Raw genomic sequence first — 22,427 nt, 5'->3', positions numbered from 1 at the left:
GGACAGCCCTTTTTACATAACAACTAATTAAGAACAGATAATTACTAATTGCTAAGTCCTCTTAATCTCTTTTAATTACTTTAAAGACGTTTACGCCCTCTTTCGTATCCACCTTCAGGATATACATACCAGCACGTTGCAGGCTGATGGTATCTTCTGAAGACTGTAGCGGCTGACTAATAACCACGCGGCCAGTCATATCATAAACAGTCACCATACCTGCCTGTCCTTTGGTCTTAATGGTAAAGTCTCCGCTGGTAATGGTTGGATAAACCACCACAGCTTCCTCCTTAGCCTCACCAATAGAAGTCGTAGGTCTGATAAATTCAATGGTATAAGTCAGTGTTGTTTCACCATCGGCAGCAAGTACCTCAACAGTGGCTGTACCAGGTATTTCATTGGCCTGAACAACAGTCGCCGTAGCTCCGGCATGCTTGGCCTCTGCTGAAATAAATGGCTCATAGTTTTCATCGGCCACTTCAACAACGTAATCTGTTATTGTAGAAGCAAATCCGTCGATGCTCACACCATCCAACATTAAATCAAGAAGTGTAGCATCTTCAGAACCGTCCTCAATTGGGAAGGCCACAGAACGCTGGGCCACCATATCACCATCCATTACACCGGAATAGATATTGTATTCCAGAATAGAACCATTCCATGTTTCATCACCTGAATAGCCACTCTTACACAGATAGGCCAGTTCGTTACTCAGGTTATAAATCTTATTGTGGTCCCGCAACAGCGTACTACCAATATAGGTACCATCCACATACAGAGAAATAGAATCATTGGTAAGGGTTGCCACCATATAGTGAGGAAGACCATCATCCATAACCAAGGAATTAACCCCATCCTCATTACTCCATGGCGATGAGTAATTGCCCGCACTAATGGCCGTGCGACTCTTATGAGAGAGATACAAGCCATCAATACCATAATTGTTTTGGGTATTACCGAACCAGGAAATCATGGTATTTGCGCCATTTATACCATCGCCGGCTTTAAAGTAAACCTCCATCGTCAAAGACGCATATGTATTGATAGCAATTAGGTCACCCGGAAGCGAAATAAATTCACCCTCTTCGGCCGCAATGTATTCACCGGCTACAATGGTACCACCATTGAGCGTACCATGTGCCTGGCCCACCACATCTTTGGCCGTTCCATCGGCAAAGGTATAAGAGTGCTTCAAAGTCAGTTCGGTCTGAACCTGATAGTTAACAACAAACTCCTGACTATAGGCTCCCTCTGTAACTGTAAATGTTGTAGAACCTCTTTCTCCGGTTACATCAATGGTTCCCGCACCGGTTATAGTGGCAGAGGCGGACTCAGCCTCAGCGCTCAAAACAAAAGAAGTCGTTCCTACCGGAAGAATAACGGTGTATTCAGTCACAGAAGCCTGCAATCCTGGGAATAAATTGCCCTGATCCACAGTCAGCGAGGTCAGATTCAAATTGGCCCGTGGGAAAGATTCCACAATAGTACCACCGGTAATGACACCGTTCACACCACCGGTCCAGTCATAAACGCCATGTTCATTATTCAAATCGAAATTCCAATAGCCAATCAGTCCTGCCTCTGCGCCAGTAAGAACCTCATAGCGATTGTTCATGATGGTTTCAGCATTTAAGGAATCATTCCATACGCGGACTTCATCAATCGCTCCTTTAAAGGCACGATTAGCTGCCCCCGTGTCCCATCCAAGATACAATTTCCCTACAGAATAATCGAAAGCGGGACTTTCTATCTCACGGGTATAAGGAGTTCCATTTAAATAAATTGTGCTGGTTTTTTCAGTCAGAACAACCGCTACGTGATGCCATACATCCGTAGCTGCCGTAACATCTGTAACCGTTCCATAATCGTTACTGGCAATATTGGTCATAAACCTCAGTTTGCCAGACCCCTGCCATCCCGAAGCATAAGCTGCACCGGCATTATCATCACCGGTACGACTGTAAAAAAGACCTGCATTATTGGTTTGCGCGCCTTCAGGCTTAATCCACATTTCAACGGTATAAGGCAAAGTTTTAAGGTCAAGACCGGAAATATCAATGTGACTGGTGGCCCCATCAACTCCGGCCATTTGTATGGCATAGTTAAGACCATCGGCCTCCACCACATTCACCGTATATGTCTTGTTGGCAGAACCGTCAAATGACTGAACAGCAACACTTGCAGTACCAGCACCACCGGTTAGAGCTATGGCACCATCACCACTAACAGTGGCCTGTGGGTAAGTCGGCGTGCCGGCAAGGGTCACCGATGTTACACCCATCGGTACGGTAAGCGTATAGCTTTCTACGGCCTGACTAAAGGCAGGCGAAAGGGTGCCAATACTTGGGGTGAGGTCAGACAATGTCGCTTCAGAGCTACCATCATCCACAAAAATATCCAGATAATAAGAAGCAGAAGTACCATCAAAAGCTTTTACCTGAATTTCCAGAGAAATACCATCCCCAGCAAAAGCAACCACCCCATCGTCACCTACCAGCTCTCCGAGTCCGTCAAAAATTTCAACAGTGGCACCCAAACCGTTAGCCAACGCATCAACAGTAATAGCGGTAGTTCCATAAGGAACAGCCAATTCATACGCCTGCTCCATGGGATTGAACTCAGGCGACATCACGCCCACATTGGCACTTAAACTGGCCAAAGAAGGATCTGAATTGGTGGTCAATTCAAAATTCTGTACCGTCAAATAATCATCCTGGCCACTGCCATTGTGAATGGCCGACCACAAATTAAGTTCTGTAAAATTGGAATGATTAAAACCGGCATCTTTAAAAATCATTAATGGCGCCTCCATGCCTTCAGTTTGCACCCAGGTAGTATAAACCCCATTCGGAATATCCACCGCCATCCAAATATCATAAGGCTGCCCGGGAACCGGAATCAATTGATTGGTATAAACAAGACTGCCCGTGAAACCATTCTTAACCGCAATGCCTGTGTGATAAAAAGCAACGGTTGTTACATAGTCGGCCCAAGCCCTCACAGTGTCCTGAGAAAGGGTGAAAATGGCATCATACTGTCCGTTCTCATCCCCATCAAAAAAGGTCACTTCCGCATGAACCAGATGCTTACCCGTTAATGCCGGATCAATCACTTTGGCTGTGTCTGTAATCTGACCGTTTACTGTTGTTACGCCCAGCATCATAAAGAATGCCAGAAGATACCAACCTCTTAAGAGTAAATTTTTCATTTTCATAAACTATTACTATTTAGATGAATAAAACTTTGTGTTTTAACTATGATTGTAAAAATACCATATAGCGCAGCAAATCGCTTTCATAAAAGGCCGCAAAACCTGACACATAATTGTAATTTTATGTAAAAAAATCGATCCCGAAAAACATCACTAAATCACACTCTGCTGTATTTCAAAAACTTACAATCAAAGCTTGATAAACAAGCATTTAGTTTTATGGATGTACGTTAAGAATTGTAGCGTAAAACGAATAGAAAAAGGGGGGATTTACTCATTTGAGCAGTCCCCCCTAAGTTGATTTTTAAGTACCAAATACCACAGCTCAATAATAGAGCGGGGGTTTCGCTTATGCATTATTTAATGGGCAAATACCAATTGCTTTCCTGCATCAGCAAAGCCTCAATGGCGGCTCTGTTGTCGTGCTTTTCCGCCACTTTAGCGGCCAAATACCCAGGATTGTTGCGTCGCTTGGCCACCCGCATCAGATCGTGGAAACGATTCCCTTCAAAGGCAGTCTCCAAAGCCAGTTCCTCAACAATTTTATCTTCCACATACAGGATAGAGTCCTGCAGCGTAGGTAAAGAAGGAATGCGGAAATCTTCTGAAAGATGAATGCTGCCATTGCCACGCCCATGAATGCCAATCACATCTATATTATTGCTGGTCGCATAAATATTAAAGCGGGGACCGGTAAAATCCATCCATGGGGCCAGAGCAGGAGTTTTTTCATGAAGGGGCACAATTTCATCATTGGCCAGTGTATTGGCCGTCAATCCATTTTTGAGAACAGCAAAGGCCAAATTGGGCTTGCCGGCCCTATTCACAGCTTCGGCATATCGTAAGTAAAGTAGTCCAATACGGTAAATCTGAACACCCCAGAACTCATCGGTATACATATTCCTATGCTTACGTACCGCAATCAGATCAGTATTTTCAGGAGCATCTGATCCAAAAAACATATTGTAATACATAGCGGTCATTTCGGCAGAATAATAAGAACCATTTTCTCCCCTCAAATCGCCTTCCTTGACCACTGTGGAGTTGTGAAAATAAACCTGGGCAGCCCAGTTCTCTACGGCCACTTGCGTAGGAGCTATTTCCCTGTTGAGAAAGAAGAGACTATCCAACCTATAAGGCGTTCCGAATTCAGAAGAACCACCAATGAGGGAAATATGCTCAGACCGACTAACTCCAACATTAAAAATACTCGTCCAATAAAGGTAATAGCTCGTAAACTCACCATTGGTGACACTCCACTCCGACTGATAAATGCTGGTCGACAAATACCCCTGACTCCACATCAGATCGTAGTACGCCTGAGCAGCCTTTTCATATTCCTGGTTGTACAGGTATAAGTCGCCCAACACAAACTGAACGGGAAAAAGCAATTGCCTGGAATCATCCACATCATCCCCCAAAGGAAGTTCACCTGGCAGAGGAATATCCCTAACTGGCTCCAGATCAGCGATCAATCTGGGTAACAAAGCATCCGGCCCCAGCTCCTCCATATCCTTTTCTGCATCCTGTATGGAAGTCAATGGCTGCTCATAATACTTGACCAGGCCATGATTAAGCGCTAATTGGAGATAAGTCCACGCCCGAATGGCTTTGGCAGCAGCAAATTCTTTGTACATCACCTTTTGACCCCGCGATACAATGGCCGTATCAATGTTATGAATCAAAAAATTACAACGATTGATGACGCCATAATAATCACGAACATTGGCATAAGGGTTGTCTGCCTGAACGCTGAAATTGTAGATATCCTTGAGTGAAGTAGATGCATTCTCAGTTATCTCGAGCAAGTCGCCCCGCAATTCACCTAAAACCACATAGCGCTCCCCAAGGCTTTCCAGCTCACTCAAAATTCCCATCATGGAATAGATCGTATCATTGGGAGAATCCATTTGATAATCCTTTTCCAACAATACATTATCGTAATCAACATCCAGAACGTTGTCACAGGAACTCAGCAACAATCCTGTTCCCATCAATCCGATAAATATTTTACTGAATAAATTCATTACTTTCCAATTAATTGATTAGTACATTGATTAACCTCAAACACCTAGAGGTTCAGCTTTACTCCCACCACAAAACTTTTGGTACCGGGAAGAAAACCCCTGTCGATTCCCTGATAAAGAACGGCATTGCCGGCACTTACTTCAGGATCAGTTCCCAGATAATCGGTCAAGGTCCACAAATTGTTGCCGGAAGCCCATATCTCAATCGCTTCAAAAGCCTGCGTATTAACAGGAATCTTGTAGCTCAACGTCAGAGTTTTAAACCGAAGGAAAGAGCCGTCTTCAATCCAACGATCCGAAAACCGGCTATTGCCCATTGGGTCACCAAAGACCGCTCTCGGTTGCGTAGCCGGTTGTCCTTCAGCCGTCCAGCGATCCAACATGGTTACTGTCTGGTTGCTAAAGTCTTTACCCGACTCCAGATTGGAACGCAAGTAGTTATAAATTTCATTGCCATAGGAAAAATTAAACAACGCACTTAAGGTAAAATTCCCCAAACCCATGCGGGTAGAAAAAGAGCCGTAAAAGTCAGGATTGGGATCACCAATAACCTGCTTGTCCTTCTCATCAATAACACCATCCTCAACCTGATCTACAAAGGCAACGTCACCGGGCGTAAACAAATAATAAGCACCACTCACATCATCTATCCGATAGGTTGGATTGGCCATTACCTCTTCCTCAGAAGAAATAACTCCGTTGGTTTTATAGCCGTAAAAGACACCGGCTGCCTGACCCTCGGAAGTCAGAATTTCGGCGCCAAAAATAGAGGTGATAAAGCGACCTTCGGGTAGTGAAGTAATCTCATTTTGATAATGTCCTACACTGGCACCCAGTTCCCACTTAAATTGATTAAAGTTCAAGATCTTCCAATTGGCGACCAACTCTACCCCGGTATTTTGCAACTCTCCTTCGTTGTTCCAATAAAACCCTTGCCCCAAAACTTCGGGGTAGGCCCGAAGTGCCAAGAGGTCTTTAGTCTGGTTCTGATAAAAATCAACATTCAGCGCCAACCGATTATTGAACACTTGGGCATCCAGCCCCACATTCATCTTGGAGGTCGTTTCCCACTGCACCTGCTCATTACCCATATTTCCAATTACCAGTCCATTGGCACGATCTAAGTATCGGGTAGAAGTCAGGTAGGTGTGACTGGCATAAGGATCAATATCATCATTCCCGGTAATGCTATAACCCAACCGTAACTTTAAATGGTTAAGCAGGGAACGGTTTCCCATAAAAGATTCAGATGAAATCAACCATCCGGCGTTAACAGAAGGAAACAAGGCCCAACTGCGATCCAAAAATTGAATACCACCAATGGTTTCCTTACCAAACTTTGAAGAACCGTCCATTGCAGCAGCCAAGGATAAAAAGTATTTGTTATCCAGGCTGTAATCGGCATTCAGGTAGGTGGACATATATTTGCTGCTGCTGTTTACTCCAATAATCTGACGGAACTCAAGTTCATTCATCAGGTTTCTTTTCTGATTGGATCCTGAATTGTGACCTTCTCCATATTCTAAACGGTAATCATTGAATAAGTATCTCCATCCCAACACCCCATTTATTCTGTGCCGGCCGTCCAATATCTTCTTATATTCTAAACGGGTATCGTCGTACATGGCAATATTGCGAATAACCTGGCTTCGAAAAACATTTTCCGACATGCCAAAACCTTCTATCTTGCGGAGAGCAACCACGTCTTTAGGACTATAGTAGGTTTCTTTGTTTTTATCCAGACTATAATCAAACAGCGTGCTTAAGGTCAGTTCTGGTGTCAACTTAAAAGAAGGTCGCATTCCTACATTTAAACGATAATGTTTATTGGTATTGAGCGCGAAGCCAATCACCCCTGTGGGGTTACTGATACCAAAAATATCACTGTTCTCATAAATAGAAGTTTCAGTACCCCCAGTCGTATAAGTATAGGGATTTAAAAAGGGCGACTTAATTCGGGCCAAATAGGTAGGTGAAGTATAAAAATTAACACCGTCATCCAATAAATCCCGATCCACATTACTAAAACCAACATTTAAACCTAAATCAATGTAATCTGACAAGTTAAAATCTGCATTAAAACGGGTAGAAAGACGCTCCATATTGGTATTTTTCACCACGCCTGTTTCTCCCATGTAACCAATGGAGAAAGCATAGAGAGCCCGCTCATCTCCGCCGTCAACGCCAATATTATAACCATGGACAATGCCATTGCGATAAACTTCATCGTTCCAGTCCGTATTGTTGTGATATCTGTTATAACCAATGGCTGAAGGATCGCCCTGCAAAAAGGGAAGCTCAGAAATATCAGAGGCTGACAAATTGGTGGTTCCCAATAATTCAGATGTATAAATGCGATAGGCATCGCCATCCATCATGGGTATATCAGAACCGGAACGCTGTGTTACGCCCCCAAAAGCATTGAATTCAATTTTTGTAACCATGCTCTTTCCACGCCTGGTACGAATATCAATAACGCCATTGGCGCCCTTGCTGCCATATAGGCCTGATCCGTCCTTTAGTAAATTAATACTCTCAATATCATTGACATCAATATCTGCCAGTTTGTTGCCAAAATATCCCTGATGCAAGGAGGCCTCATTATAAAAAGTATTCAGAATGACACCATCCACAACAATCAGTGGTTGAGAATTCATATTTACAGAATTAAACCCTCTGATAAACATAGCATTTCCAATTCCGCTGGTACCTGAACGACTTATGGAACGGATTTCACCACCGGCATAAGATTGAATCAAGGCATCGGCGGATACGGCCATGAGTGGATCATGGGCTTTCAATTTTCTTGAAGACAGCATATTGTGTGATGCCCTGGTTTTCCCCAAAAGGCCTTCTTCCTCACTAACAAAATCGGAGAAAAATTCAGGAAATAAGGAAACCTCCACTTCCGTCCTGCCCCTCAGAGGGACCTCAGCCGGGTCGTAAAAGTAGGCGCGCACTTCCAATACATCATTCAAGGAAACCACCCCAATATTCATAACACCTTCATCATTGGTAGTTCCGGCAGCAGGAAAATTGAGCGTTCGTGCCTGGGCGGCAGAAATTGGCGCTCCTGTATGGGCGTCCTTTACGAGTACTTTTATATACGTTAACGAATCTGCCTCCCCGGAATTCTGTCCTTTTAAAGACAAGGGAACGAGCATTAAACCAAATGCCAACAACAGCAGTAATTGCCTATCTGAAAAAAGTGATATTGCAATTCTTACAAGTCTATTATTTCTAGTCATTATCATCCTGTATATATTATATATGCTATTCAATAACGGGTTCTAATACAACGCAGTCAATTCGCATGGTCCTACTGTAGGCACCAGAGGTTTCTTCTGCCAGAGTCACATCATTGGTAACCTGTAAGTTAACTGCAACATTGGGATAATCCTCATTAGAGACATTGGCAAAAGGAAAATCAATCTCTGTCACAAACATTTTGGTCAGGCCTTCCGGCTTGGTTTCATTGTCTTCCGGTGTAACCCGCAAACGTTGAGTTCTTCCGGTTGTGGTATTGACATACGTTAATTGAAAACTCGTCTTGGTAGGGGTCAGGTTGTTGGGATCTTCCACCGTTGCAGGCACAAAAACAACGTAGACCCGGTATTTGGCTGACAAGGTATTCGGTATAGAAAATGTGACATTGGAACGCGCAAAATTACTTGTTCCGGAAGGCTCCAGTAACAGATACCGGTCATTTGAAACATCCAGTCCGGTGCCCAATCCACTTCGGTTGAAAAGTTCATTGTTCTGGTTGGTTCTGCCTGTGGGAAATTCCGCTTCAACCCTAATTTCTTTAAACCAGGTAAGGGTATCCACAAATGGAAAATCATTCAATAAGTATCCATCTCCATTACTTAACGCAACATGTTCAGCGCCGGCGAAAAGATAGGCAGGGGAATAAAATACGTTGCCCCCGGTAGAAATAAGTGAATCTCTGGCACCCGGGTCTTCAAATCTTCCTCTAAAAACCAAGTCGGAGATCATGCTACGACGCATCAACGCCTCCCCTCTTTCAGCCCCACCAAAAACATCCGGAACAGTAAAGTAGGGAGAAATCTTATCATAGGCCATATTCCAGGCTGAATTCTTCAAATACAAGGTGGTATAAACGCTGTCTTCCACATTCAATTCTCCTCTGGATTCCAGAAACAAGTTGCTTTCAACAAAAACAGAGTCATAAACAGCATTCCCATCCTCATTGGTACCAATCTGAGAACTGAGAACAGGAGAAAATACTTGTTCGGTTAGGCCGTATAAATACTCCCTCAGCGAATCCAGATCATTTCCCCTATCTAGAAACTCCCACAAGTTGGGCAAAAATTCCACATAGCTTTCAATTTCATGAACCAGACCATTGTTGGTTCTAATATTGCCCTTGGTAAAACCCGATCCTCCAAAAGAGAAGACCGCATTTTCGCCCCGTTCCAGGGGAATGTATTTACCATTGAGCAAGCGCACCATTCTGGAGCTAATCAGAGAGGTGGTAATGCTTCCCCGGGCAATATGATTTTGTGCAATCACCCTTGCACGTTCAACATCCTGTCGATCAACCATTTCCAGACTGGCATTGACTGGCGCCCATACCGTAAAGTTTTGGGCGGAAACAAGCACAGTGTCATAACCGGCTGTTTTCAAAATCTCGGCAAAATAACTAAGCTCGGCCTGAGAATTAATGTATTCATACAAATTAAAATCCGGAAGTTTTTCCTGATTGCCACTGTAGTGCTGTTCCCATTGATCGTCACAGGCAGTGCCGGCAAGAACCAAAAACAACAGAAAAACAAATGCATTTATCTTATTTAGTGCTTTCATCTGTGATTATTTTAACAACATTAGGAGCCTGAAACTTTTTTTGTACCTAATCAGGCCATCATTAATCTATGCCTTCAAATTCAATGACCTCAATGGGGACAAACTCCAGATAATCGAACATGAACTCTCCTGCCCGTGCTGCACGCACCGAAAAAGTATGATGAGCGTCCTCGGCAAAGGTGTAAATCCCTAAAATTCGTCGAAGCGCCTGGGGACTCATTCGTGCATTGGCACCGCCATACCACGCATTGTTGATGACTTTAAAACTGGCAGGCGCTTTCATATAACCTCGGTTACGCATCATCTTATCATTTTCGAAACCTTGCAAATCGGCAGGGTTCAACCCTGGTTGTTCATAACCAATCTTTGCATGGTTGGCATTCAATCTTAAATCAAGCGGTATACCACTGGGTTCTCCATTCCAGTATAGTTGTGCAGCACCCCTGTTGCCAGTTGGTTGATAGCCAAAGCGAATTTCGTAAGTTCCTGCGGGGATGGGAGGTGTTATGATGGAAAAATCATACAAGCCACTCAAAAACACTTCATCGCCTTGATAATCCAAAAATCGGTCATCTGCATTGAAATATCCAAAATTGGTATTGTCAGAAGTCTCTACTCGTTCGATATAACCGTGCGGAAAATAGAAGCGCTCTGAGGGATACTCCGGATTGTTTCCAGTGTACTTTTTTCCAACCCGCATATCATTATTCCGTAACTCCGGGAAAAAACTGGCGGCATCCATACGCATTCGCTTGCTGGTAAGCATGCGCTCTACATCCGTTGAGTAAGCCAGGATGCCATCAATTTCGTGATAGACGCCATTGAGCGCATCATTGTCAATATTATCTGCAACCAAACGAACAGCTGTTCCTTCATCAATCATATTAAAAACATTGTACTCATTACTGGCCCGAAGGGTACGTACCTCCATTAAGGTCAGTGGTGCCATGGTTTCAATGTATTCAAACATATCGTAAGATTTAACCGAATGACTGGTACCTGAAACAGAACCCGTGTTATCATAAGCCTCCACAAAAAACTCTGCAGGAATTTTGCGATCCAATAAGTGGTAGGCAATAAACCGGTTCAAACTGTTTTGACGATCCGTAATATCATCAATACCGGAATCTTCGGGATACTTTTCGTCATAAATGGTTTTTGCATAGGCTTTCAGATCTTCCATGTTCTCTATCCCATATTCACCAAATGTAACATCGCTGGGAATCAAAGCTGTAAAGCCGTATTTCCTTTCACGAGGCACTCGCATGATACTTCCAATACCATTGGTTACGCCATCGTATTGGGAAATAAGGTCGACAGGTAAAACGTAAGACTCATCCTTAATGGGCAGCAGAAGTTCAAATAGTCCGGTTTCAACCAAGCCTTCATAAAAAAGAGAAAACTTATCTTCTTTTCCAATGGCTTCTACAATGGTGTTATCGGTGGGAGAAAGAACACCATCAATGGTATGCACTACGCCATTGTGCAAATCAACATCCGGATTGACCACTCTGGCAGTCTTATTTACCAAGTATTCCAACCCTTGACTCGTGGGTCTAAAGGTAATTTCAATATTTCTTCCGTTCATCGACAAATTAGTCAACAAACCCTCCCTGAATTGGTCCGTTGTTACCTCAAAATCCTTGATAATGTGATTATACGCAATAACTTTCATGGAGTCCAGAGAAAAATCTCTCAAGGAGGATTTTCCACGGGTAGTGTAAAAAGCCTCCAATGCTTCATTGGTGGGCAAAAAACAGGTATAAACCCCGTAAGCATTCAATAAGCCCATTACCTTGGTGGTATCCAGAATTCTTTTGAATTCTGAAAACTGTTCCGGATTTGAACTGATATAGCCACCAACAGTCTCTCCGGTAAAAGTATAGTAATTATCACCGATTTCATCACTGTCGCAAGCATACAAAACAGCCAGCAGAGCCAACAACATTAAAACACCCGCCTTGTTAATTCTTTTCATAACTGATATGAATATATTCTTCATGACTTATAGTTTTACTTGGTGATATTTCCGTCCTCAATCTCATAGTAGGGATTCTGTTCAAGCGCTGAATTGGAATTAAATTCATCAATGTGTATGGGCATGTAAAGCGCATCCATCACAGAAAGTTTCAGATTATTACTTCCGCCAGCATATTTTTTAACCACATAGCCTACAAGAGAAACCGGAGAATCCTCACGACGGGCCAAACGCATTAAATCAAACCAGCGCTTCCCTTCAAACATGAGCTCTCTCTGACGTTCGCGCAAGACCAGGTTGGTCATCTGGCCCTGTGAATTGTAAAAATCAAGGTTTAACTCAAGAGTTCCCTCCTCTATATTGGAACGCATGTAAGTCAGGTTGACCATTTCCATGGCCTCCTCCAACCGATTCAATTGAACCAGGGCTTCGGCCCGAAGCAAAATAATGTCGGACAAACGATAAACAATCCAATTGGGAACGTGGGAACCAAAGACATAAGCACTTGAACCATCTTCCATTTCAATTCTGCGGGCGCCAACATACTTAAAAATACTGAAAAAGTCCTGAGCAACAGAAGTAGAGTATAGAAAGTCCTTTCTACGCAAATCCTCCTCACTTTCATAAGTAGTTCCAACCTGAACATTGAATATTTTAAAATTCTCATTACCGGTCACCAATGCCAGGGGAAATGTCCAGAAACCTACGGTTCTATCATAGGAGCCATAATTAGCCCGTACCAGATCATTCTCCTTGATGTCTCTTTCAAATTGCAGTTCAAAAATACTCTCCGAAGCGTTTTTGTTAAAAAACACTTCATACAACATCTCCTCACCCTCAACCAATTCCAAATCGGTATTGGCCATGACCTTATCACAATAGGCTACCGCAGCTTCATAATCCTCCATCCACATATAAATATCAGCCATCAAAGAGCGTACGGCACTTTTGGTAATACGTGCTTTCGATAAAAGTTCTGTTTCAAACTGATCACGGCTGTACCTTTCGGCAAAAGTCAAATCTTCGAGCAACTTATTTAATACAAAGGTCTCAGATGATTTCGGTATCTGATAATCCTGATTATCGGCAATACTGGGAGCATCAATCCATGGTACTTCTTTAAAAGTGCGCACCAAATAAAAGTAACTCAAGGCTCTCAATGTCAAAACTTCAGCTTTAAGAGAATTGAATTTAGACTCCGTAAAATTGGCATCCCGTTCAACAACCTCTGGGGCATAGTGCAAAAAGGTATTGCAATAATTAATAACCGTATAAAAAGGGCCCCATTTGGCATACTCGTTATTGATAGAAAGGTCGCCATCAATCAAACGAAACATGGATGTCGGCATGTCTTGCAATGTACCTTTAACCACATTGTCGGAGCGCAATTCACCCCAGGTCATCATCCTTTCCATCACTCCATTCTCTGTAAGTGAACGGTAACAAGCGGCCACCACCTGGTTCACTTCACTTTCATCCTGCCAAAAGTCGTCCAGCACAATCTCGCTCTCCGGCCGCAAATCCAGCCAGTCGCTGCACGCCGAAAATCCAATAACCATAAAGGTCAATCCTATTATTGAAAATATTTTTTTCATCGAACTATTTTTAAAATGAAACCGTCAGACCAAATGTAAAATCTTTAGAACGGGGTGTCCGATTGTTATCGGCACTCACACTAAATGAGCCATAGCCCACTTCCGGATCTACCCCGGTATAATTGGTCAGGACAAAAATATTATTGATGGTCAGGTACAAACTCAGCTGACTCAGATTGTATCGCTTCAGGGTTTCCTGAGCAACGGAATAATTAAAGGTTAAATGCTTCATACGCAAGAAGGATCCATCCTCCACATAGCGGTCACTTCCCAGCCAGTTATATCCATAGCGATACAAGGCTCTGGGCATGTCGGTCACATCACCATCCTTGCGCCAGCGCCAATTAACGGACTCACTCTGATTGTTGTTGTAATACATATTTTCAGCATTCATCCGTGCCGTATTCACAATTTTGTTGCCATAACGGAAATTAAAGAAGGGCGTGACCACAAAGTTCTTATAGCGTAGAGAAAGACCGAATCCGCCATTTACTTTTGGGTTGGAGTTGCCCAGGTAAACAATGTCGAGTTCATCAATGGAACCATCCTTGTTGATGTCTTCATAAATGGCATCTCCCCCTCTGAACTCATAGGCATTACTGCGTCCAAAGGCAAAATACATCGGCATAGGATCGCCCAATTCATCGGTAAAGACATTGCCATTGGCATCTCTGGCTACTGGTGCATTCTCCTGAACACCGGAGATGTATTCATCGTACTGATAAACGCCCTTGTAACGAAAACCATAAATAGATCCATAGGAATTGCCTTCCTGAATACGCGACATGTAAGTCCCGTTTTCAAAATTGTAATCACCATTATAGTTATTCAGCACATCCTCCCGCAAATCAACAATGGTGTTGACGTAATTGGATAAGTTGAAATTGAAATCCACAGAAAAATCATTGGCCCTGAAAGCATTGACGGTATAGAAATTAAATTCCCAACCGTTGTTGTCCATGGTTCCCACATTTTGCCAGGGAACGCCACCAAAACCAGAGGAAGAGGGCAATCGTAAGTTTTCAAATAGCAAATCCTCCGTTCGCTTGTTGTAAAAGTTAATGTCAAACACAAAACGATCATCAAAAAAGCCCAAATCCAAACCATAATTAATAGAAGTGGAAGTCTCCCATTTCAAATCAGACAACTGAAGCGTGGTAGGCCTGGTAGCAGGCATACCGGCATAGCTGCCATAGGGGCTGTAGCGGCTAAAATGAAGGTATTCCTGTGTGGGCTGATTACCACTCACACCATAACTGGGTCGAATGGCCAGCATGCTCAACCAATTACTGGTACCTGCCATAAAGTCTTCATCAGAAATAATCCATTTGGCAGAAACACCCGGAAAATTACCATATTTGCGATCATCCCCAAATTTGGTACTACCATCTCTTCGGAAGGTAAAACCCAGAATGTAGCGTGAAAGGTAAGTGTAGTGTGCACGGTACAAAAAGGCATTGGAGCGGTAGGAGGATCTGCTGCTGGAAATACCATCTATATAAGTATCACCTACCGGAGTTGTCATATAGCCAGAAGGATGATTGGTGGTAGCCAGGCCCTGACTGGAACTATTACCGGTTCGCATTTGATAGGAACCGTACATCATAAAACTGTGATCGGAATTACTTAATTTGGGCTGCCAGGTGATGTTGTTGTCCATCATAACCGTAACACTCTCAGAATCGGCACTCTCGGCCTTATTCACGCCTGCATCATCCCACGGCAAATTGGAGACTTCACGTGGAAAAAATTTCGATACTTTGTTGTTGTTCACATCAAAGGAAACATACATGTTATACCGCAATGTGGACTCATAAGGATCTACCAAGTCGTACTGCAAACGAAAGGTTGGTAAAATCCGGTAATTCTTGAGATTATCTATGGCCAAATCAGCAAGAGCAACCGGGTTCCGTAAATCTCGCTGTGATTCGTGCAATTGGGATTCAGTCCTTGAAATATTGTAATAGACACCTGTATTATTGCCCTGGGCATCCTGATGATAAATACTTACGTTGGGCATTTTTTCATAGGCGATTCCCAACAAATTTCCGGCATTACGCTGGTTATCCGAAAAGGTATAGGAAAATTCCGTAATAAATTTGATACGATCGGAAACAGCATAATCCAGATAAGCTCGTGTGGTGAAACGATCCATCACCTGTCCGATCACCGTACCTGTTTGGGTTAAAAAACCACCGGAAACCCTGTAACGTGCCCTTTCACCACCCCCGGAAACGGTGACATAATGGTCGTGCTTAAAACCAGTCTGTGTCACGGCATCAAACCAGTTGGTATTGTTATTAAAATTATGATATTCTGAGTAATTAGGGTCATACATAAACTCTCTGACGTTGGCAGCATTCTCGTTTTGCTGAGGATTGAAGTAGGCCTGTTTCATCAACATGGTGTAATCGTCCCCATTCAGCATCTTTAAGCCTTCAGGCTGCACCGCGCGGGTAAGACGATAAGAATATTGAACACGTGTGGGACCGCGAAAACCTTTTTTAGTGGTAATCACCAGTACGCCATTGGCTCCCTTGGATCCCCAAATAGCAGTAGAGGCGGCATCCTTCAACACGGTAATATCCTCAATATCATCCGGATTGATACTCAACATATTGGCAAACTGCTCCTGATTGGCACTGGCAAAATCAAAAGTGGGATCAATCTCCACTTCATAAGGGATGCCATTCACAACAATAAGTGGCTCACTACTGGCATTAATTGAAGTGATACCACGTATACGCATGGATGTTCCACTTCCCAGGTCACCCGAATTACCAATGATATCCAATCCGGCAATACGACCCTGAAGGGCATCATCCACCGAAGTCACCTGAATACCTTCAAACTCACGTGTACTAATGCTTTGAACGGCGGTAGACACCTCGCGCTGTGGAATAGCAAAGGTACCATCGCTGTGCATTTTGGTAGCTGTGACCACTACTTCATCCACCTGCTGTTGCTCTTCTGTCATAACAACATCAATATTACGTTGATCACCAATAGGAACCGATTTGGTTACAAAACCTATAAAACTAAAGACCAGATTGTTTTCAGGATTCTTGATACGAATCACAAATTCGCCGTTAATATCCGTCACTGTGGCACTTACAATCCGCTTTGTTTCATCCACTTCAATAACGTTTACCCCAATCAGTGTCTCATCGGTAAGGTCGCCCGTAACCGTTCCCCTAACGATTAAATCTGAACCCGACGCCTGGGCCCATAGGGACAAAGGCATCAGTAAGCAACAAAGCAAAACAAGACCTATTTTAATTTTCATCAGAGAATAATTTAGTTAATTCATTGACTGCATGAAGCTGGCTGAAAAAAATTTCCATTTCTTTATGAAAAACAAATGACAAATCCACTTCACCTGATTCATTGTTTATTTTATATTAATGGCACTCCGCCATCACTTACTCTTTAAATATCAATACTTTATCAATTTGATGAATCACCACTGACGAAGAAGTTGTAATTCGTGACTGGTTATATAGGGTGCCAGTGCCTGATCCGTCCACTTCCCGGTAACCACCAGGTTGGCATTAAAGACATGTTCCCGTGTGATGATATTGAACAAATTGTTCTCAGTTAATACCTGAGCAACGCCATTTCCCTCCATTTCAACAGATAAATCACTTCCATCTCCGGAAACTTCGACTTTATAGTATTTGTTTTTATAGGTCCCGAATTTGGAAGGGGCATCATCCAATTTAATGGTAGCCGTCTGGTATAATTGATCCACAGGCTCCCCTGAAATCAACACTGCATTGTCCTGGAAATGATAGCGTAAAAAACGCTCAAGTTCCTTTATGGCAGCCTGCTGCTCTTCCTGACTTTCCATTTCGTTGATACCAATAATTCCGGGACGTTCGGGACTGCTGTTCCAAGGATGTATGAGCCCCGCCTCAATGGCGGCATTCACGGCATCATTGGTTGGCACATAGACGGTATAATTATAGGTATTGAAAAACTTAACGTTGAAATCTACGCCGTAATAGTTGGTTTTTCGTACAAAAATCTCAGAAGCATGATTGACCGGAAAGCCGGTAAGCAATTCAAAGAAAGAATTGAAAGCTTCATTTTGACTCAAAACGGAGTATACGGAGCGCAAGGGCGGCTGAATCGGCTTGTCGATAAAATAAGTGCGCCCATTTTCCTGTTCGTAAACATCCGTTACATTGACCGTGACATCACGTTCCAGATCGCCGCCTCCCATGACTTTTAAACCCATGCCGCTGCCCTCAGTCTTCACCAGGGTACCTCCTTTGGTAAGCGAATAAGCTGATCCGGACTCCACATCACCAACCACCACATGGTTATCTAAGATATCCCACAATCTATTCAGAATAAAATCATTGTACTCATTGGGCTGATTGGGATTGCCATAATTTACGACACCAATGGAATCCCCAACTGTATTTGTTTCAGGATCGTAAGCATGAATAATGGCATTTACATTGGAAGTACTTTCATTGTATTTAAATTTAAGCGCTCCGGGCACATTCTTCCCAATGGTAAAAGGATCAATGTAATTCTCAAAAAACTCATCGGTAGGCACAAAAAAGCTGTATCGACTGACCAGTGAGTTCAGATAAAAAGTATAGTCCAGACGATTGATAATCCAGTTAAAAATCTTGGTATTGGCACCAAAAAGCACCGGCGCATAAACAGACACATAATCATTGGGAGGATACACCGCATTCGTCTCGTACACCAGTCCGTTAGAAGCCAGATACGTATTTTGAATATCTCCGGAGGTAATATTAATGCGATTATTACTTCCATCACTCATTTTATCAAAACGAGCTGGAACCGATTCCAAAAAGGAAGTACGCATGTGCCGATCAAGAAATTTTATCACAATGTTGTCGGGAATACCCTCCCAACTCCCGAAACGCTCAGAAAGGATGGCTCCGGAGCCCGTGGCAAGATATTCCTGCATGGCCGCATCACTGGGTGCCAGGAGCGTAGCCATATCGGCCTGCAGAGGCCCGTTGCTGTAGTTGTTGTTCCCGGGATTAAAAATAAGACGTAAATCCACAGGAACCGTAGTCCCATCCGGATATGTAGTCGGTCCATTGGCAGCATTCCTGCTAAAATACCCTTTAACGAACAAAGTGTCGGTAAAATCAGGGTTCACCAATTTGTAATCCTGATCCCATTGCGAAAAATAATAGGGCGCACTGAAGCGTTCCAGAAGCTCTGAAAAAATCTGGGTTCTTTCATTGGAACGGATGTGCTCTGCCATATTTAAAGGAGGCAACATAACCTCTTCCAAAATATGTACATAACCATTTTTACAGGTAACATCCGCTTCAACCACTTTTATATCAAACAAATGCGCATCACCGTTTTGTCTTTCAACACCGGTAATGAGTTTAAAATCGGCATCGCTGATGGCTGCATTTTCGAGTGGCCGCTGTAGAAAGTACATAATAGGTTTGGAGGTCTGATCGGTTAACATGTACAAACCACTGGTGCGATACGGCTCCCAATAAGGAGATGAGGGCAGGATATTTCCGGATTCATAGACAATACTATCGAAAGGAGACAGCGCCGATGTTCGACGAATGGCGGCACCTTCCACCAAACCACCACTGTTGTAGTTGGCCAGAGTACCCAATAAGTAGGCATTGTCAATCATGCCAAAATTCATGATCAACTTTTTCTGGGCCAGTGACAATTCCTGGTACGATCCGACCCCCCAGGGGTTGTCCGTAAAAAAACGTTCAAAAGCGGCATCATCCGCAACAAAAAGGGTTTTACTACCCGTTCTTGCCAATACCTCACCATATCCGATGTCATCGATTAGACGCACAAAATTTGTGAAGCGCTGTTGCTCCACCAGATAATCGTAGATGCTTTCGCCCAACCATTCGGGTTCTTGATCATCGTAGATATAATCATCCTCGCAGGAAACAAGCCAAAAACTTCCAACAAGCAACAGACATACCATCAACAGATGTCTTATGCTATGTTTCCAAATTTCATTTTTCATTGCTTTTGTTGATTAAATAAAACATTATCTCAAAAAAATCAGAGTCGCTATTTCAAGTTGGGTGGACCGGTTAAAAACTACTTATACAAAAGTAGCTGCCTGAGTAATCATTTTTTTACAAATTTTCGAGATATTATATAAGAAAATCGAATTCTGTTTAAGTACCAAAGGTATAAACCAATCAAAATTTGTTTTATAAAAATATGAAAACCAGATAATTAGCAATTACCATATTAAATATTAATCAAAAACCGAAATATTTACATTCAAAAATCTAATTGCAAAAAATTGTAATTTTAAGAACTACTGCACCACCAATTTGCTGCGTCCAACAATGCCCTTATGATTGGTATAAACCAATAAATAAAAACCGGACGCTAATTGAGACACATTGAAAGTGGCCTGCTCATTATCCATTTTTGTTACCATGACCACAGAACCAGCACTGTTGTATAGCGTCGCGATCACTTCTGACCCACTATCTGCTCCCTTTCGAATGGTAAGCACATCGCTTGCCGGATTGGGATATATCACAAAATCGCCATCTTCATCTGATTGATCCGGGTTAGGCCCGATGGAAGAAATCGTACTCCACTGCTTTAACAAGCGCTCCTTTTCCTCTGTAGTAATAGGAATTACACTGCCGTGCCGCGGTTGAAAATCCATTGTTACAGATTGATCGATAATGGAGAAATTAACCAAGTCGGTACTCTCGGTAAACTGGTAATGACCGGAAGTGTACATGTCATAAATCAGAAAATACGTATCACTGTTAATCAACCGGAAGACCGAAGAACCTTCAACGGCCTGAGTGGTTTGTTGCAAGTATTGGTCGTGCAACACATAGCCCTGCGTCAGCTGATCAGAAACGGCCTTTTTAATGCCATTGCCCGATCCCTCCGTCTTAAAGAACAAATGAAACTGTCCATCTTTCTGAATGATGTCGCCATCGATACAGGAACTGTTGGTGGGATGATAGAACAGCTGTACCGGTTCCGTCTCAAGGTCGGTAAAAGTGGCATTGGCGTAAGCGTAATAAATAATATCCGGTCCGTTGCCATGTTTCATCGACCAATACACCATGTACTTACCGACATTGGTGTCAAAAATCACCTGAGGGGCCCAAACCCTTAACAAATCCTCGTGGCCTGTAAATCGTTCCTGAATATTAACGACGCTGGACGACCAGTTAATTAAATCATCGGAGCGCAACAGCACCATGGCCCTGTTGGAATTCCAGCCATTGGCAGAAACCATATCGGTGACCACCATATAAAAGCGCCCGTCGGCACCTCTTAAGATATGCGGATCACGCACACCACCGGTTGAACTGATGTCCTTAGAATCCAACACCGGCTCATTGTTGTTAAGCGCCTGATAATTATAGGCATCATCACTGATCGAAAAGCGAATGGCTTCCTGATCGCCGCTATTGCCGGTAAAATAGGCAAACAAATAGGCGTCAAAACCTTCATCTTCGGCAATGAAAATATCAAAAGTCCGCACCTCTGTCGCCTCACCTTTGGTAATGGTGGCGGTTAGTACCACCAACTGCTGCCCACTGCCATTGGGTGATAGTTGGAGTAGTTGCCCTTCAGAAGTAAGAAAAGCCTCATTGCCGGACGACCAGGAAATAAGGGATCCCTCACCCCCTGTGGCAGGCAAATCCAAATCACTTCGACGATGGTTAAGACTCCCTGCTATTTCCAGATTATTGGCATCCTTATCAACCGAAGTGGCATCATCGAGGGAAGCGATAACCGTTGCCTCAAATGTTTGGGTATGAATGGATCCATTCTTTTCAAACGCAGCGGTCAGAGTTACGATCGCATTGGGTTCCCCGACTGCAGGCCGTTCAACAACACCATTGCTACTTATCAATTCGGGATGGGAGCTGGTCCAGCTAATGGAGATGCCATTATCGCCCTGCAAGGGCAGGTCCAAATCGCTGATAACATGGTCTAAATCCGAAATCACTAATTCATCGGCATAAATTTCCAAATCCTGAACCGTTTGAGCCTGATTTAAAGCAACGGTGCCTGACGATAGGGTAGCGATATCAGCAGAACTAAGCGCAGTGTTGTAAATCCTGAAGTCGTGCATTTGGGCATTCTGCAAATAGGCATCACTGCTATAAAGCGAGCGCCCGAGGTAATTATAAAGGGTAGGTCCCAAATCGGCTGGCGTAATAGTTATTTCCCCGGACTCCACCAGATTACCATCCACATATATGCTGCCGGTACTGCCCGATTGGCTGTACACTACATGTCGCCATTGCGCTTTGGTGAAGGGATCCCGGGCATTTACGATTTGTTCGCCGGTCCAGTGCGTTAGCGAAATCGCAAAACGGGTGGCATTGGCACTAAAAAACATGCCTCCGTTTTGGTCAGAAGCCATGTTGTTGGAATTACCAAAAGACCACACAAAATTACCTGCCGTATTCAAATCTATGGAAGCGTCCAAATAGAGAAACATAGCGATGGAGAAATCCTGCAAACCACCCATTAAATCACCGGTGGAACTGCCTAAATCAAGATAACCATTGGCATCGCCCAGGTCAAGCACCTTGAAATCGCCCAGTAAGCGCACCACCGCCCCATTCTCCAGGCTGGCATCATAACCATTTCCCGTCTCATCTATCACCAATGCATTATCCGGCGATAATTCCGAGAAAGAATAGTGCAATTCCGGGATGCTTTGCCCGTTGACCATTAGCGGGGCCATTACCACCCAGGCTATAACAAGCGTCCACTTTTTCCAAATTTTCATCATCTCAATCCCTCTC

The 22,427-nt window shown here is 43.4% G+C and carries 9 protein-coding genes; all 9 read right to left on the bottom strand.

The features are described from left to right. Positions 1-61: 61 nt before the first annotated feature. Positions 62-3,208 (bottom strand): LamG-like jellyroll fold domain-containing protein, encoded by a 3,147-nt coding sequence (locus JCM15548_RS13275; RefSeq protein WP_162198243.1) that lies wholly within the window; start codon positions 3,206-3,208, stop codon positions 62-64. A gap of 359 nt (positions 3,209-3,567) precedes the next feature. Beyond that, complete coding sequence (locus JCM15548_RS13270) at positions 3,568-5,238, bottom strand: RagB/SusD family nutrient uptake outer membrane protein (protein ID WP_157482755.1); 1,671 nt, start codon at positions 5,236-5,238, stop codon at positions 3,568-3,570. 44 nt (positions 5,239-5,282) lie between these two features. Then, on the bottom strand, positions 5,283-8,390 hold the full coding sequence (locus tag JCM15548_RS13265; RefSeq protein WP_162198242.1) for a SusC/RagA family TonB-linked outer membrane protein: 3,108 nt from the start codon (positions 8,388-8,390) through the stop codon (positions 5,283-5,285). Between the two features lie 121 nt (positions 8,391-8,511). Further along, the gene (locus JCM15548_RS13260; protein WP_062126263.1) at positions 8,512-10,062 is read right to left on the bottom strand and encodes a fasciclin domain-containing protein; all 1,551 of its coding nucleotides are present in this window, start codon (positions 10,060-10,062) and stop codon (positions 8,512-8,514) included. Positions 10,063-10,123: 61 nt separating this feature from the next. Beyond that, positions 10,124-12,064: a fasciclin domain-containing protein gene (locus JCM15548_RS13255; RefSeq protein WP_062126260.1), complete on the bottom strand. Its 1,941-nt coding sequence runs from the start codon at positions 12,062-12,064 to the stop codon at positions 10,124-10,126. 11 nt (positions 12,065-12,075) lie between these two features. After that, a complete protein-coding gene (locus tag JCM15548_RS13250) occupies positions 12,076-13,635 on the bottom strand; it encodes a RagB/SusD family nutrient uptake outer membrane protein (RefSeq protein WP_062126257.1) in 1,560 nt (519 codons plus the stop codon). 10 nt (positions 13,636-13,645) lie between these two features. Beyond that, a complete protein-coding gene (locus JCM15548_RS13245) occupies positions 13,646-16,921 on the bottom strand; it encodes a SusC/RagA family TonB-linked outer membrane protein (RefSeq protein ID WP_062126253.1) in 3,276 nt (1,091 codons plus the stop codon). A 174-nt stretch (positions 16,922-17,095) separates the two neighbouring features. Further along, positions 17,096-19,642 carry a fasciclin domain-containing protein gene (locus JCM15548_RS13240; RefSeq protein WP_062126249.1) on the bottom strand — a complete coding sequence of 849 codons (2,547 nt, stop codon included), beginning with the start codon at positions 19,640-19,642 and terminating at the stop codon, positions 17,096-17,098. 303 nt (positions 19,643-19,945) lie between these two features. Then, entirely contained in the window at positions 19,946-22,414 is a 2,469-nt protein-coding gene (locus JCM15548_RS13235) for an immunoglobulin-like domain-containing protein (protein WP_062126246.1), read from the bottom strand. Between the last annotated feature and the right edge of the window lie 13 nt (positions 22,415-22,427).

Origin of the sequence: Geofilum rubicundum JCM 15548 (assembly GCF_000974365.1) — a bacterium.
GTDB lineage: Bacteria > Bacteroidota > Bacteroidia > Bacteroidales > Marinilabiliaceae > Geofilum > Geofilum rubicundum.
This window is presented reverse-complemented; position numbering and strand designations above follow the sequence as displayed.